This is a genomic window from Bacillus sp. Hm123 (assembly GCF_051842975.2).
GTDB lineage: Bacteria > Bacillota > Bacilli > Bacillales > Domibacillaceae > Bacillus_CE.
Genome location: NZ_CM200277.1, coordinates 1,179,981 through 1,195,482 on the forward strand (window position 1 = coordinate 1,179,981; position 15,502 = coordinate 1,195,482).

Here is a 15,502-nt window from a genome sequence, read left to right on the forward strand (position 1 = left end):
GTTAGAGGAGGAATACATAACATGAAAATGATGGACGCACACGAGATTATTTCCTTTATTGGAAACAGCAAAAAATCAACACCAGTAAAAGTATACGTAAAAGGTGATGTAGCAGGAATCGACTTCGGCTCATCTGCTCAAACATTCCTTGAGGGAAAATCAGGAGTTGTCTTCGGTGAATGGTCTGAAATTTCTGAAGCCATCCAACAAAATCAAGATAAAATTGAAGATTATGTCGTTGAAAATGACCGTCGCAACTCAGCGATTCCGTTGCTAGATCTTAAAGGGATTAATGCTAGAATTGAACCGGGAGCTATTATTCGTGATCAAGTAGAAATCGGTAATAATGTCGTGATCATGATGGGAGCGTCTATTAATATCGGCTCTGTCATTGGGGACGGAACAATGATTGATATGAACGCAGTTCTTGGTGGTCGTGCGACTGTCGGGAAAAACTGTCACGTAGGAGCAGGAGCTGTTATTGCTGGCGTTATTGAGCCGCCATCTGCTAAGCCAGTTGTGTTAGAAGATGATGTATTAATCGGAGCGAATGCCGTTATTTTAGAAGGTGTGACGGTAGGAAAAGGTTCTGTTGTTGGGGCAGGAGCGATCGTCACGACAGACATTCCTCCATACTCTGTGGCAGCAGGTGCACCAGCAAAAGTCATTAAGCAAATCGATGACAAAACAAAGTCTAAAACAGAAATTATGCAAGAGCTTCGTAAACTATAAGAGGCTAAGAATCGATCAGGCGTGGGCTTTTTAGCTCACGCCTGTTTTTAAATAAAGAGAGGGATCAATATGACAATTAATCAATTTATTCAAATTAGAAGAGATCTTCATCAAATACCAGAGCTTGGATTTCAAGAAGTAAAAACTCAGCGTTACTTATTAGATTATTTGCAAGCTTTGCCCCAAGACCGATTGGAAATTAACACATGGAAAACAGGAATATTAGTGAAAATCAAAGGGAAAAACCCTTCACGTACGATTGGATATCGAGCGGATATCGATGGGTTACCGATTACTGAGCAAACGGAATTGTCGTTTAGCTCCACACATGAAGGAGCGATGCATGCATGTGGTCATGATCTGCATATGAGTATCGGGCTCGGTGTGTTAACTCATTTTGTGGAAACAGAAATCAATGATGATCTAGTGTTTATATTTCAGCCGGCCGAGGAGGGTCCTGGTGGTGCGGCACCAATGATGGAAAGCGAGATGATGCAGCAATGGATGCCAGATGAAATCTATGCACTTCATATTGCGCCTGAATACCCAGTTGGTTCGATTGCTACGAAACCTGGTCTGTTGTTTGCTAATACATCAGAACTATATATTGATTTAAAAGGAAAAGGTGGTCATGCGGCGTATCCTCATGAAACGAAGGATATGGTTATTGCGGCGGCTCATTTAACAACCCAGCTGCAAACGATTGTCGCAAGAAATATCGACCCGCTCGATAGCGCTGTAGTGACAATAGGAAAGATTACTAGTGGAACGGTTCAAAATATTATTGCAGAGACCGCTAGAATGGAAGGTACGATTCGCACCCTTTCTGCTGAAGCGATGCAGAAGGTGAAGAAACGGATAGAATCGTTAGTAAAAGGCATCGAATATGGATTTGATTGTGAAGCTACGATCGATTATGGAAGCAATTATTATCAAGTAAATAATGATCAAGCAGTTGCGGATCGTTTCATAAGTTTTATGGAAGAAAAAGAAGGGGTTCAATTAGTTATTTGCAAAGAAGCAATGACAGGTGAGGACTTCGGTTACATGCTGAAGGAGATACCGGGGCTGATGTTCTGGCTCGGAGTCGGCTCAGAATATGGTTTGCATCATGCAAAGTTAAACCCAAATGAAGAGGCGATTACCTTTGCAATAGAAGCAATCACAAGCTATTTTCACTATTTGTCCGATCAAGGTTAAGTCGAGCATTTTTATTTTGCTCGTTACATCGATCATGATACACTAATAACTTAAAGGATTCGGTAAAATAAGTGGTGTTATGCTTCTATTCAATGGATTTCACTTTCGTGTATCCAACAGAAATCCTATTGTGATCAGATCGCTATGATTTAATTTTTTATTAGTGGAGGAATTTTTGTGAAAAAAGAGTTTGTTGTCATTGGTTTAGGTCGTTTCGGTGGAAGCATTTGTCGAGCTTTAGCAGAACAAGGGATGGAAGTGATGGCCATTGATGTCGATGAGGATCGGGTCAATGAATTTGCTTCGATTGCTTCTCATGCCGTCGTAGCGGATACAACAGATGAATCCGTTTTAAAAAGTTTAGGGATTAGAAACTTTGATCATGTAATTGTTGCTATTGGAGAAGATATTCAGTCCAGTATTTTAACTACGCTTATATTAAAGGAAGTAGGCGTGCAGCAAGTTACAGCAAAAGCACAAAATGACTACCATGAAAAAGTATTAAGAAAAATTGGTGCTGACCAAGTGGTGCATCCGGAACGCGATATGGGCAAACGAATTGCCAATAATATGATTTCAAATAATGTATTAGATTACTTAGAGTTATCCGACGAACATTCCATCGTAGAAATTGTTGCCAATGAATTATTGGCAGGTAACTCGATTATAGGTTTGGATATTCGGGCGCGATATGGCATTAATATTGTGGCGATTAAAAGAGGGCGAGAAGTGATTGTTTCTCCTGATCCGGCAGAACCTATTCAAAAAGGCGACTTATTAATTGTAATTGGGGCCGATTCAGATATTGGTCGTTTTGAGAAGAAAGTAATGAATGGATAATAAGCAAAAAGGATGCATGTTTCTTTGCATCCTTTTTGTCGATTTATTTTATACTTCCATAATAATTGGTAAGATCATTGGGCGACGCTTCGTTTTTTCATAAAGAAACGGAGCTAACGTATCAATGATTTCATTTTTGATCTCGGACCATTGAGATGTTTTCTTGTTTAGTACTTTATGAATATGTTTATTGAGCATACTTTGTGCCTCATAAATTAAGTCACCTGACTCCCGCATATAAACAAATCCACGAGAAATAATATCTGGGCCTGCTTCTACTTTGTAGTCCTTCATATTGATGCTGACGACAACAATCACAAGTCCTTCTTCAGATAAAATTCGGCGGTCACGCAAGACAATATTTCCAATATCGCCGATTCCACTACCATCAATGTAGACAGAGCCAGAAGGAATTTTCCCTGAGATTTCAGCAGAATCCTTACTCAACGCTAAGACATCCCCATTATCCATAATAAAACAATGATCTTCTGGTACTTCACAGTCAACCGCATGTTGAATATGAACCTTCTGCATGCGATATTCCCCGTGAATCGGCATAAAGAATTTAGGCTTAATTAAGCGGAGCATTAGCTTTTGTTCTTCTTGTCCCCCATGACCAGAAGTGTGAATATCACTTAATGGTCCGTGAATGACTTCAGCTCCTGCACGGTAAAGCATATTGATCGTTCGGTTCACGCTAATCGTATTTCCAGGGATAGGGGAGGAAGAAAAGACGACCGTATCTCCAGGCTGTATTTGTATTTGACGATGCGTACCATTGGCAATTCTAGATAAAGCAGCCATAGGCTCCCCTTGGCTTCCTGTACATAGAATCGTTACTTTATTAGCGGGTAAGCGATTTAGTTGTTGCGTATCCACAAACGTATTTTTTGGACAGCGGATATAGCCTAGCTCTTGACCGATGTTGATGGCAGCTTCCATACTACGTCCAAAAACGGCTACTTTTCGGCCGTTCTCTACAGCAGCTTCTACTACTTGCTGGAGACGATGGATGTTTGAAGCAAAGGTCGCAAAAATAATTCTTCCTTCTACTTTACGGAAAACATCGTGGATGCTTTCGCCAACGCGGCGTTCAGACATAGTGAAGTTAGGCACTTCACTATTTGTGCTGTCAGATAATAGGCAAAGGACGCCTTCTTTTCCGATTTCAGCCATTTTAGTTAGATTTGCAGGTTCTCCAACCGGAGTGAAGTCGAATTTGAAATCTCCTGTATGAACAATGTTCCCAGGAGGCGTTTTCACAACAATTCCATAGGAGTCCGGAATACTATGCGTCGTACGGAAGAAAGTAACGGATGTCTTTCTAAATTTAATCACATCATCTTCGTGGATTTCATGAAGAGTCGTTTGACGAAGCAGTCCGTGTTCTTCTAGTTTATTTTTGATTAATCCAAGAGCAAGTTTTCCACCGTATATAGGAATATTCACTTGGCGAAGTAAGTAGGGAATCCCACCGATGTGATCTTCGTGTCCATGAGTAACAAATAATCCTTTAATTTTATCTACATTTTTTTCTAAGTAGGTATAATCGGGTATGACGTAATCAATCCCTAGCAGTTCGTCTTCTGGGAATTTGATTCCCGCATCAATTAAAATAATTTCATCTTGAAATTGAACTGCATACGTATTTTTTCCGATCTCGCCCAAACCGCCTAGGGCGAACACCGCTGTTTGATCATTTTTAACAAATTTCATAAGTTAGAGCTGCTCCAATTTAAAGTTTGGAGATTGTTTTTCGTACTCTAAATAAGAATTTTCGATCTTTTGAACGAATTCAACATTATATGGGCGGTTTTTTAATGCGTGACGAACTTCACGTTCAGAGTTTGCTTCTGTATAAAGCACTCTAGTGTGCTCCCGTACTGGTACTTCGTGTTTCTGTTCTTGATAATATACTTTAAAAATCATTGTGTTCTCTCCTTATCCGAAATGTATATCTAAACTGGTTCCCCAGTTCTTATAAATACCGTCATTTGTTAATTATATTATATAGAATGTCCAATACTTTTTCATGTGTTAAGCTTTAGATGCACATAGTTTAGATAGCATTTAGTATGGACAATTATTATTGTTTTACACAAAGACAGCCCTTCATAAAGGAAGGGCTCAACCATTCTTTATTATGCGATTGATTTTCTTCTGAGCATATCTTTCCACTGTTTTGCAAGCTTCTTCTTTAGCTTCTTTAACATAGTGGATCACTCCTTACTCATATTTTACCACAACACTATCCAAATATAAAGCAAAACAGGAAATGGCCGTGGTGGCTGTATGTATAGTATGCTATGTGTAAAGCACTTTTTATTAATGGTAAAATAAGGTGTATTTCGTTGACTTTCCGTGCGAATTGGGTTAGTTTTGATTCGAAAGACCTTATGAATAATAGAGGAAATAAAAGGAGTCGTCAAGATGACTAAAATCGTTTTTTTTGATATTGATGGAACACTTCTAAATCATGAGAAACAGCTTCCTGCGCGAACAAAAGAAGCGGTTAAATTGCTACAACAGAAAGGGATTTATACTGCAATTGCGACTGGAAGAGCTCCATTTATGTTTGAAGCTTTGCGAAAAGAATTGGATATCGAGTCGTTTATTAGTTTTAATGGGCAGTATGTTGTCTTTGAAGGAGAAGCTGTTTATTTGAACCCTTTACATATCGACCCTTTAAGGAAGTTAGTAGCTCAAGCAGAAGAGAAAGAACATCCACTTGTATTTATGAATGAATCAACGATGAGATCGAGTCATCCGGAACATACGCATATTGAAACGAGTTTCAGAAGCTTAAATTTTCCTCATCCGAAAGCTCAATTAGATTTTTATCAGCAAAATGATTTATATCAAACACTACTGTTTTGTAACGAAGAGGATGAAATGAATTATCGGGAGCAGTTTCCTGAATTCACATTCATTAGATGGCATCCTTATTCTCTTGATATTGTGCCGGTCGGAGGATCAAAGGCAGTAGGGATTGAGAAAATGCTAGAACGCCTTCCGTTTGAGTTGGAAGATGTGTATGCATTTGGAGACGGATTAAATGATATTGAAATGTTACAAGCAGTAGGAACGGGTGTGGCGATGGGAAATGCTCATCCGATTGTGAAGGAACAAGCGAATATGGTGACGGCAGATGTAGCTGATGATGGCATATTTTTAGCTTTGGAGAAGCTTGGACTTATTTAATCATAAAAAAACAGCCAGACGTCTGGCTGTTTTTTGTTAACGTTCGATGGGTGTAGCGCCTTCTTGTGCTTGGAAGGGGTTCTTTGGATCGATATGATCATAAAACATTACGCCGTTTAAATGATCAATTTCATGTTGAAATACGATCGCTGGCATTCCTTTTAAACGAAGCTTGATTTCTTCTCCTGCAAGAGTAGTTCCCTTTACAGTAATTCTTGCATAACGGTGGACATAGCCCGGAACGTCGCGATCAACAGATAAGCAACCTTCTCCTATCGCTAAATAAGCTTTTTCGACTGAATGGCTGACAATACGTGGATTGAATAAGGCATAGCTTAATAATTGATCGTTGTCATCACGTACTTGCACCGCAATCATGCGCTTTGAAACACCGATTTGTGGAGCGGCTAATCCGACACCTGGGCGCAATCCGTGTTTATTTGCTATTTCAGGGTCTTGACTATTTTGAACATATTGAATAAGGCTGGCTAATATTTGACGGTCTTCTTCGCTGGCAGGAAGAACGACTTCTGCTGCTTTTTCTCGTAAAGTAGGATGGCCTTCACGGACAATATCTTTCATCGTAATCATATTTTGAACCTTCTTTCTTTGTATCAATGGTTATCGATAGTTTATCAAATAAATGTTATTTTGTTAATGAAAGTGTGAACACTTAAGAAAATAGTGAATAACTGAGCAATATGTTGGTTAGTTTTCTTTTATGGAGGCAAGAGTATTTGTGGGGATAGAAATTTGCGGAATCTACTCTATAACAGGTCGGAATTTTCAGTTTTTTTATAGTACAGTATACTTTTTAGAAGTAATACAGTTGTTTTTGTGGAAACATTTCATTTATTTTGAACGAACGAATCATCCGTTTATTTTATTTGACTTCCCGCTGCTCAGTATTATAAACTATTGACTGTATACTAGGGGTTGTACTAGTTATACGTAATACGTTAATTAGTACAGAAGCGACTCGGTTCTCTCAAGGAATTATTCGTATGTATTGTAGGGACGAGTTGCACAATAAACATACACACTATTTAGAAAACGAAAGGGTAGGTGGCTTTCATGAGTGCTAAGAAAAAAGTACCATTCGATGCGAAGAAAACGCTCGAAATGATTGAAGATCAATTTGAAATGGTTCAAATTTTAAACGAAAAAGGCGAGATTGTTAATGAAGAAGCGATGCCACAATTAACGGATGATCAGCTTCAAGAGTTAATGACTCGCATGGTATATACACGAGTATTAGACCAGCGCTCGATTTCTTTAAATCGTCAAGGTCGCTTAGGATTCTATGCGCCAACAGCTGGACAAGAAGCATCACAAATTGCTTCTCATTTTGCTTTAGAAAAAGAAGATTGGATTTTGCCGGGATATCGTGATGTTCCTCAAATCATTTGGCACGGACTACCATTATATCAAGCGTTTTTATTCTCACGCGGACATTTCCATGGCAACCAAGTGCCAGAAGGAGTCAACGTATTGGCGCCACAAATTATTATCGGTGCTCAATATGTCCAAAATGCTGGAGTGGCATTAGGTCTTAAAAAGCGTGGAAAGGAAGCGGTTGCAGTTACATATACAGGCGATGGCGGTTCATCACAAGGTGATTTCTATGAGGGAATCAACTTTGCAGGTGCCTTTAATGCTCCTGCCATCTTCATTGTGCAAAACAATCAGTTTGCGATTTCTACTCCACGAGAAAAGCAAACAGCAGCTAAAACGATCGCTCAAAAAGGGATCGCAGCTGGAATTCCAAGTGTGTTAGTAGATGGAATGGACCCACTTGCGGTTTATGCGGTTGTACGTGAAGCACGCGATCGCGCGCTTAACGGTGAAGGGCCTACATTAATTGAAGCAATGTGTTATCGTTACGGTCCACATACAATGGCGGGGGATGACCCAACACGTTATCGTACGTCGGATCTTGACAATGAATGGGAAAAGAAAGACCCATTAGTACGTTTCCGTAAATTCCTTGAAGGCAAAGGTTTATGGAGTGAAGAAAAGGAAAATGAAGTCATTGAGCGTGCGAAAGAAGAAATTAAACAGGCGATCAAAAAAGCGGATGATACGCCAAAACAAAAGGTAACCGACTTAATGTCGATCATGTATGAAGAAATGCCACAAAATTTACAAGAGCAATTCGAATTATATAAAGAGAAGGAGTCGAAGTAAGCCATGGCCCAAATGACAATGATCCAAGCAATTACGGATGCTTTGCGCACGGAACTAAAGAATGATGAAAATGTATTAGTCTTTGGGGAAGACGTAGGAGTAAACGGCGGGGTTTTCCGTGCTACAGAAGGTCTTCAGAAAGAATTTGGCGAAGATCGTGTGTTTGATACGCCGCTAGCTGAATCTGGAATTGGTGGCCTTGCTGTTGGTCTTGCTTTAGAAGGCTTCCGACCTGTACCTGAAATTCAGTTTTTCGGATTCGTTTATGAAGTAATGGATTCTGTCAGCGGACAATTAGCGCGTCTTCGCTATCGCTCTGGAGGAACATATACGGCTCCTGTAACGATTCGTTCTCCGTTCGGTGGAGGCGTTCACACACCTGAACTGCACGCAGACAGCTTAGAAGGATTAGTTACGCAACAACCAGGATTGAAAGTGGTTATCCCTTCGACTCCTTACGATGCAAAAGGTCTATTAATTTCTGCTATTCGCGATAACGATCCTGTTATTTTCTTAGAGCATATGAAATTATATCGTTCTTTCCGTCAAGAAGTACCTGAAGAGGAGTACACAATTCCACTAGGTAAAGCAGAGGTAAAACGTGAAGGAACTGATTTATCGATTATTACTTACGGAGCGATGGTACATGAATCCATTAAAGCCGCAGAAGAGCTTGAAAAAGAAGGCTTCTCTGTAGAAGTAGTGGATTTACGTACAGTACAACCGCTTGATATTGAGACGATCATTTCATCTGTTGAAAAAACAGGTCGTGTGATTGTTGTCCAAGAAGCACAGAAGCAAGCGGGTATTGCGGCTAATGTTGTAGCAGAAATTAATGAACGCGCAATTCTTAGCCTTGAAGCACCTGTTTTGCGCGTAGCGGCTCCAGATACGGTTTTCCCATTCTCGCAAGCAGAGTCTGTATGGCTCCCTAACTATAAGGATGTCATTGAAACAGCGAAGAAAGTACTTACTTTTTAATCCGTAAAAAATATAATTCGATATTAATGGGAGGTAGAAGACTTTGGCTTTTGAATTTAGATTGCCTGATATCGGTGAAGGTATCCATGAAGGAGAAATCGTTAAATGGTTTGTTAAGCAAGGCGATAAAGTGCAAGAAGACGATGTGCTTTGTGAAGTGCAAAATGATAAAGCGGTAGTGGAAATCCCTTCTCCAGTTGCTGGTACTGTAGAAGAAATTTTAGTAGACGAAGGTACGACAGCGATCGTTGGAGATGTCCTTGTTAAATTTGATGCTCCTGGATATGAGGACTTAAAGTTTAAAGGAGATCATGAAGAGAAAGCAGAAGCAAAAGAAGAAGTGACACCAGAAGTGGACACAACACCAGAAGCGGCACAGCAAGAAGGGATAGATCCTAGTCGTCGAGTGATCGCGATGCCTTCTGTTCGCAAATATGCTCGTGAGCGTGAAGTAGATATTCGACAAGTAGCTGGAACAGGCAATAACGGGCGTGTGTTGAAGCAAGATATTGATGCTTACCTATCTGGTGGACAAAATGTTGCGACAGCGACACCGGAAGCTCCAGTTGTAGAAGTGAAGGAAGAACAAGTAGCGCCAGCTGAAGAGACAAAAGCGGCAGCAAAAGTTGTTCTACCTGAAGGAGAATTCCCTGAAACTCGTGAGAAAATGAGCGGTATTCGTAAAGCAATTGCTAAAGCAATGGTGAATTCGAAGCATACGGCTCCACACGTTACATTAATGGACGAAGTAGAAGTAACGGAATTATGGGCTCATCGCAAGAAATTTAAAGATATCGCAGCAGAAAAGGGCATCAAGCTGACGTTCCTTCCATACGTAGTGAAAGCTTTAACGAGCGCTTTGCGTGAGTACCCTGTATTGAACACTTCTCTCGATGATGCAGCAGGAGAAATCGTTCAAAAGCACTATTACAATATCGGAATTGCGGCTGACACAGATAAAGGCTTGCTAGTGCCGGTTGTAAAAAATGCGGATCGTAAATCGATGTTTACCATTTCGAATGAAATCAATGAACTAGCTGGCAAAGCTCGTGACGGCAAATTGGCTCCAGATGAAATGAAAGGTGCTTCTTGTACAATTACGAATATCGGCTCAGCTGGTGGACAATGGTTTACACCGGTTATTAATCACCCGGAAGTAGCAATTCTTGGAATTGGAAGAATTTCTGAGAAAGCTATTGTAAAAAATGGTGAAATTGTAGCTGCACCTGTGTTAGCATTATCATTGAGCTTTGACCACCGCATGATTGATGGAGCCACTGCTCAAAATGCGCTTAATCATATTAAGCGATTATTAAATGATCCAGAACTTTTATTAATGGAGGCGTAGGACAAATGGTAGTAGGAGATTTCCCAATCGAAACGGACACTATAGTAATTGGTGCAGGACCTGGTGGATATGTAGCAGCGATTCGTGCTGCACAACTAGGACAAAAAGTAACAATCGTAGAGAAAGCCAACCTTGGCGGTGTATGCTTAAACGTTGGTTGTATCCCTTCAAAAGCATTGCTTACTGCAGGACATCGTGTAGAGCAAGCAAAACATTCTGATGATATGGGGATTGTTGCAGAAAATGTAACAGTGGACTTTGAAAAGGTGCAAACATGGAAAGCTGGCGTTGTCAAAAAATTGACAGGTGGAGTCGAAGCACTTTTAAAAGGAAATAAAGTTGAAATCGTTCGTGGTGAAGCGTACTTTGTTGATGCAAATACTCTTCGCGTAATGGATGAAAATTCTGCTCAAACATATAATTTCAAACATGCAATTATTGCAACCGGTTCTCGACCGATTGAAATCCCTAACTTCAAATTCTCTGACCGCGTGCTGGATTCTACTGGCGCTCTTGGCTTGAAAGAAATTCCAAGCAAAATGGTCGTTGTAGGCGGTGGGTACATCGGTGCTGAGTTATCTACAGCATATGCAAACCTTGGTACAGAAATTACAATTCTTGAAGGTGCAGCAGAGATTTTAAGTGGCTTTGAAAAGCAAATGTCTGCGCTTGTGAAGCGTAACTTAAAAGCAAAAGGCGTGAACATGGTCACGAAAGCGATGGCAAAATCAGCAGAAACAACAGACAATGGTGTCGTTGTGACTTATGAAGCTAATGGTAAAGAAGAAAAAATCGAAGCGGATTACGTGCTAGTAACAGTTGGTCGTCGTCCTAACACAGATGAGCTTGGACTTGAGCAAGCAGGCGTGAAATTAACAGAGCGTGGCTTGATCGAAATCGACAAGCAATGCCGTACGAGCGTTGCCAACATCTTCGCGATCGGTGATATCGTACAAGGTCCTCCATTAGCTCATAAAGCTTCTTATGAAGGTAAAATTGCAGCTGAAGTGATTGCGGGCGAAAAATCTGAAATTGATTACTTAGGAATTCCAGCTGTCTGCTTCACTGAGCCAGAACTAGCGACTGTTGGTTATACAGAAGCAGAAGCGAAAGAAGAAGGAATCGAAATCGTTGCTGCGAAATTCCCGTTTGCTGCAAATGGTCGTGCCCTAGCTCTTAACAGCACAGACGGCTTTGTGAAACTTGTGACTCGTAAAGAAGATGGCTTGATTATCGGCGCGCAAATTGCGGGTGCAGGCGCTTCTGATATGATCTCTGAACTTGGTCTAGCGATCGAAGCAGGGATGACAGCAGAAGATATCGCAATGACGATTCATGCTCATCCAACTTTAGGTGAAATTTCTATGGAAGCTGCTGAAGTAGCGATCGGAACACCTATTCATATCGTAAAATAATGTTTATTTAAAAAATAAGACTGTCTAAAACGACAGTCTTATTTTTTTTTTGGACAAGTTAGTATTAATAAGCTGAGGCTCACTCATATAATTAAAGCAGTCTGTGATGAAATGAGTGGATGATCAATATGGCTTATTACGTTGTTTTTATCATTCAATGGATGATTTGGAGCTTTTATTCTCTGGCTCGTTGGTTATCAAAAGGAGATTCAGCAGAGTTTCATTGGTTGTTATTTTTGATGTTTTTCTATTTATGTATCGTAGTCGCTCGACAACTCCTTGATCATAAGCGGAGCTACATGATGACCGTTATGATTCTGTTATCCTATTTTTCTTTCCGATGGCTCATGGCGTTATTTTTTCAATAATAGTAGCGAAATAGGATAGAAAAAAATAAATGTGACATACAATTTAGGCTTGAAAAATGAAATGTGTTATATTATTATAAATACAAATATAAACCGCTTACGAAATAAAGGAGAGGGTGTTGAGCATGGGGACTATTGTTTGTAAGTCTTGCTTAGATACAATTGAACATTTTGAAGACGAAAAAGTATCTGTTTTATACTCACACTGTGGCTGTGAAGAAGAAATAGAGCTAGAAGATTAATTCAATAAGAGATCAAGATACAAAAAGAGGCGATTTCCATAGTAGGAATCGCCTTTTTTTATTCAAAAAGGTATTAACTAATCGCTTTTCGTTCTCGAATGACTCGCAGTGTTTTTAATTCGAAGTCTTCGGGGCCTTGAACAGGTAATCCTGCCTCGAAATTTTTGCTAATATACGTTAGGTTTTCTTCGGTAATAATTTCTCCTGGAATAAAGATGGGGATTCCTGGTGGATACACCATCACAAATTCAGCACTAATGCGGCCAGTTGCTTCGGTAAACGGAACAACTTCTGTTTCAGCATAAAAAGCATCCCTTGGAGAGAGCGCAATGACTGGAATGTCAGGTAATAATACTTCCGTATGGGACGATCGGTTACCTTTCGTACATTGATCTGCTAATTGACAGAGTGCGCGGACTAAAGTTTCAGCGTCTTTTTCCGTATCTCCAGGTGTGACAATGCAGAGTAAATTGTAAAGGTCGGATAGTTCCACTTCAATATTGTAATGTTCCCTTAACCAAACTTCTGCTTCATGACCTGTGATACCGAGAGCTTTCACAGAGATAATCAATTTCGTTGGATCATAGTCAAAAGTAGCTTTCGTACCGAGAATTTCTTCTCCTACGCAATATAAGTCATCAATCTCGTTAATTTGTGTGCGGATTGACTGAGCTAATTGAATCGCCTGGTCAATGATCGCTTTTCCTTGTGTAGCTAATTGTCTTCTAGCTGTGTCCAGAGAAGCGAGCAGGATGTAAGATGTTGATGTCGTTGTCAGCATGCTCAAAATCGTTTGAACACGTTGGACAGATATAAGTCCTTCCTTCACATTGAGGATCGAGCTTTGCGTCATTGATCCGCCAAGTTTATGAACGCTTGTCGCAGCCATATCAGCACCTGCTTGCATTGCGGAGAGCGGTAAGTCATCGTGGAAATGAATATGTACCCCATGCGCTTCGTCAACAAGTACAGGTACATCATAGGAATGAGCGATTTCCACAATTTGTTGTAAGTCTCCTGAAACACCAAAGTAGGTTGGATTAATGACGAGGATTCCCTTCGCATCAGGATGTTTCTCTAATGCACGCTGAACAGCATCTACTGTGATTCCATGAGAAATACCAAGCTCTTTATCGACCTCTGGGTGGATAAAAATCGGGATCGCTCCGGAAAATACGATGGCTGTCATGACGGACTTATGCACATTTCGAGGAACGATGATTTTTTCACCAGGACCGCAAACGGTCATCACCATCGTCATAATGGCACCGCTCGTTCCTTGAATGGAGAAAAAAGTGTGATCAGCTCCAAAGGCTTTTGCCGCTAAATCTTGAGCTTGTTCGATGATTCCTTTCGGCTGATGAAGATCATCAAGTGGAGCGATATTAATTAAATCAATTGACAAGGCATTTTCGCCGATGAAATCACGGAACTCGGGGTCCATGCCATGCCCTTTTTTATGTCCAGGTATGTGGAACTGTACCGGATTTTTCTTTGCGTGCTCTAATAAGCCCGTAAATAATGGTGTTTCAAATTGGGACAACTTACCTTTCACCTCTTTTATCACTTTATTGATCATTTAATTAATCGACATTTTTTGCATAAAACAAGAGAATTATAGCATGTTGACATAGCTTTGCCTAGAAAGTTTTTAAATATTCTTAGTAGAAAAAAGGATTTACGCTTTCAAAGAGAGAAATGAAAAAAAGAGGAGGGTGATGGTGATGAACTGGGAAACGAGAATTACGAAATTGTTAAATATTCAATATCCGATCATTCAAGGAGGGCTAGCACACTTAGCTTATTCCGATTTAGCTGCAGCTGTGTCTAATGCTGGTGGACTCGGGCAAATTACGGCGATGTCTTTGTCAGATCCTGAACAGTTACGAGATGAAATTAAAAAAGTACGTTCAATGACTGATCGACCGTTCGGTGTCAACTTTTCTATCGGCCAGCAAAGGCGACCATTTACTGCTTATTTAGATGTGGCGATTGAAGAAAAAGTACCGGTCATTTCTATGACTGGTGGAAATCCTGCTCCGTTATTTCAACGGCTTGAAGGGACGGGAATTAAAACGCTTGTGCTTGTCGCTGCTGTGAGACAAGCGCAAAAAGCAGAGGAGCTTGGAGCCGATGCGGTTATGGTTGTTGGACAAGAGGGCGGAGGACACCTCGGGCGGAGTGATGCAGGGACGTTTGTTCTCGTTCCTAAAGTTGTAGAAAGTGTCAATATCCCTGTCATTGCATCTGGAGGCATCGGGGATGGGCGCGGATTGATGGCGGCGCTCTCTTTAGGGGCAGAAGGCATTGAAATGGGCACGCGATTCATTGCGACGAAAGAATGTGTGCATGCCTCTGAACTGTATAAAAAGGCTTTGATTGAAGGAAGCGAAAATGATACAGTGGTCATTAAGCGCTCTCTCGGGGCGCCAGCACGCGCCATTGCCAATAGCTGGACAGATAAAATTTTGGCGATTGAAGAAGAACATGGCGACTATGAAAGCTTGAAAGAGTACATAAGTGGAGTCGCAAACAAGCGTTACATTCATGAGGGAAAAGAAGAGGAAGGTTTCGCTTGGGCCGGACAGGTGATGGGGTTAATTCATGATGCCCCACCCGTGAGTGAGCTAATCGACAAGATGATTGCGGATGGTGAAGAAATTCGCAAAAAATGGGGAACATCGTAAGAAAAGACAAAAGAAGGTGAAGTACATGGAATATTCTTATCCTTTTTCAACGGATTGGACGACAGAAGAAGTAGTAGATGTCATTAAGTTTTTTGAAGCGATCGAAAACGCTTATGAGAAAGGCATTAATAAACAAGAACTGATGACAGCTTATCGCCGTTTTAAAGAAATTGTCCCAAGTAAGGCGGAAGAAAAAAAGCTCTGCAATGAATTTGAAGAGGTAAGTGGCTATTCTTCTTACCATGCCGTGCAAAAAATGAAAGCAACTGAAGATGGAGAGAGAATTAAAATGAAGTAACAA

16 protein-coding genes are annotated in these 15,502 nt (G+C 40.6%); 12 read left to right on the plus strand and 4 right to left on the minus strand.

From position 1 onward, the window contains the following. Nucleotides 1-21: 21 nt before the first annotated feature. The 3 genes from dapD (at nt 22) to ACSVDJ_RS06185 (ending at nt 2,772) form a co-directional block, all read left to right on the plus strand. Nucleotides 22-732, plus strand: coding sequence for a 2,3,4,5-tetrahydropyridine-2,6-dicarboxylate N-acetyltransferase (dapD, locus tag ACSVDJ_RS06175; protein WP_439169396.1), 711 nt, complete (start codon nt 22-24; stop codon nt 730-732). 69 nt (nt 733-801) lie between these two features. Beyond that, complete coding sequence (locus ACSVDJ_RS06180; RefSeq protein ID WP_439169395.1) at nt 802-1,932, plus strand: N-acetyldiaminopimelate deacetylase; 1,131 nt, start codon at nt 802-804, stop codon at nt 1,930-1,932. Between the two features lie 177 nt (nt 1,933-2,109). Beyond that, nucleotides 2,110-2,772, plus strand: a complete 663-nt coding sequence (locus tag ACSVDJ_RS06185) for a potassium channel family protein (protein WP_439169394.1) — start codon at nt 2,110-2,112, stop codon at nt 2,770-2,772. A gap of 48 nt (nt 2,773-2,820) precedes the next feature. On the opposite strand, the gene rnjA is transcribed toward ACSVDJ_RS06185, so the two are convergent. Both rnjA and rpoY read right to left on the minus strand, forming a co-directional pair. Continuing rightward, nucleotides 2,821-4,488, minus strand: coding sequence for a ribonuclease J1 (gene rnjA / locus ACSVDJ_RS06190; protein WP_439169392.1), 1,668 nt, complete (start codon nt 4,486-4,488; stop codon nt 2,821-2,823). A 3-nt stretch (nt 4,489-4,491) separates the two neighbouring features. Further along, on the minus strand, nt 4,492-4,701 hold the full coding sequence (gene rpoY, locus ACSVDJ_RS06195) for a DNA-directed RNA polymerase subunit epsilon (protein ID WP_439169391.1): 210 nt from the start codon (nt 4,699-4,701) through the stop codon (nt 4,492-4,494). A 501-nt stretch (nt 4,702-5,202) separates the two neighbouring features. On the opposite strand from rpoY, the gene ACSVDJ_RS06200 reads away from it, so the two are divergent. Then, a complete protein-coding gene (locus ACSVDJ_RS06200; RefSeq protein ID WP_439169390.1) occupies nt 5,203-5,973 on the plus strand; it encodes a Cof-type HAD-IIB family hydrolase in 771 nt (256 codons plus the stop codon). A 36-nt stretch (nt 5,974-6,009) separates the two neighbouring features. Here ACSVDJ_RS06200 and def read toward each other — a convergent pair whose 3' ends face one another. Next, nucleotides 6,010-6,564: a peptide deformylase gene (gene def, locus ACSVDJ_RS06205; protein WP_439169389.1), complete on the minus strand. Its 555-nt coding sequence runs from the start codon at nt 6,562-6,564 to the stop codon at nt 6,010-6,012. A gap of 483 nt (nt 6,565-7,047) precedes the next feature. On the opposite strand from def, the gene pdhA reads away from it, so the two are divergent. The 6 genes from pdhA to ACSVDJ_RS06235 all read left to right on the plus strand — a co-directional run bounded on the left by pdhA (nt 7,048) and on the right by ACSVDJ_RS06235 (nt 12,514). Further along, a complete protein-coding gene (gene pdhA / locus ACSVDJ_RS06210) occupies nt 7,048-8,160 on the plus strand; it encodes a pyruvate dehydrogenase (acetyl-transferring) E1 component subunit alpha (protein WP_439169388.1) in 1,113 nt (370 codons plus the stop codon). 3 nt (nt 8,161-8,163) lie between these two features. Continuing rightward, nucleotides 8,164-9,141, plus strand: coding sequence for an alpha-ketoacid dehydrogenase subunit beta (locus ACSVDJ_RS06215; protein WP_439169387.1), 978 nt, complete (start codon nt 8,164-8,166; stop codon nt 9,139-9,141). A 43-nt stretch (nt 9,142-9,184) separates the two neighbouring features. Beyond that, a complete protein-coding gene (locus tag ACSVDJ_RS06220; RefSeq protein WP_439169386.1) occupies nt 9,185-10,489 on the plus strand; it encodes a dihydrolipoamide acetyltransferase family protein in 1,305 nt (434 codons plus the stop codon). Nucleotides 10,490-10,494: 5 nt separating this feature from the next. Further along, nucleotides 10,495-11,904, plus strand: coding sequence for a dihydrolipoyl dehydrogenase (gene lpdA / locus ACSVDJ_RS06225; RefSeq protein ID WP_439169385.1), 1,410 nt, complete (start codon nt 10,495-10,497; stop codon nt 11,902-11,904). Between the two features lie 128 nt (nt 11,905-12,032). Continuing rightward, complete coding sequence (locus ACSVDJ_RS06230; RefSeq protein WP_439169384.1) at nt 12,033-12,272, plus strand: hypothetical protein; 240 nt, start codon at nt 12,033-12,035, stop codon at nt 12,270-12,272. A gap of 125 nt (nt 12,273-12,397) precedes the next feature. Next, on the plus strand, nt 12,398-12,514 hold the full coding sequence (locus ACSVDJ_RS06235; RefSeq protein ID WP_094834900.1) for a GapA-binding peptide SR1P: 117 nt from the start codon (nt 12,398-12,400) through the stop codon (nt 12,512-12,514). A 73-nt stretch (nt 12,515-12,587) separates the two neighbouring features. On the opposite strand, the gene ACSVDJ_RS06240 is transcribed toward ACSVDJ_RS06235, so the two are convergent. Next, a complete protein-coding gene (locus tag ACSVDJ_RS06240; RefSeq protein ID WP_439169747.1) occupies nt 12,588-14,057 on the minus strand; it encodes an aminotransferase class I/II-fold pyridoxal phosphate-dependent enzyme in 1,470 nt (489 codons plus the stop codon). Nucleotides 14,058-14,238: 181 nt separating this feature from the next. Between ACSVDJ_RS06240 and ACSVDJ_RS06245 the strand changes: the two genes are divergently transcribed. Together ACSVDJ_RS06245 and ACSVDJ_RS06250 are read left to right on the plus strand one after the other, a co-directional pair. Next, the gene (locus ACSVDJ_RS06245; RefSeq protein ID WP_439169383.1) at nt 14,239-15,201 is read left to right on the plus strand and encodes an NAD(P)H-dependent flavin oxidoreductase; all 963 of its coding nucleotides are present in this window, start codon (nt 14,239-14,241) and stop codon (nt 15,199-15,201) included. Nucleotides 15,202-15,226: 25 nt separating this feature from the next. After that, complete coding sequence (locus tag ACSVDJ_RS06250; protein ID WP_439169382.1) at nt 15,227-15,499, plus strand: UPF0223 family protein; 273 nt, start codon at nt 15,227-15,229, stop codon at nt 15,497-15,499. Nucleotides 15,500-15,502 lie beyond the last annotated feature (3 nt).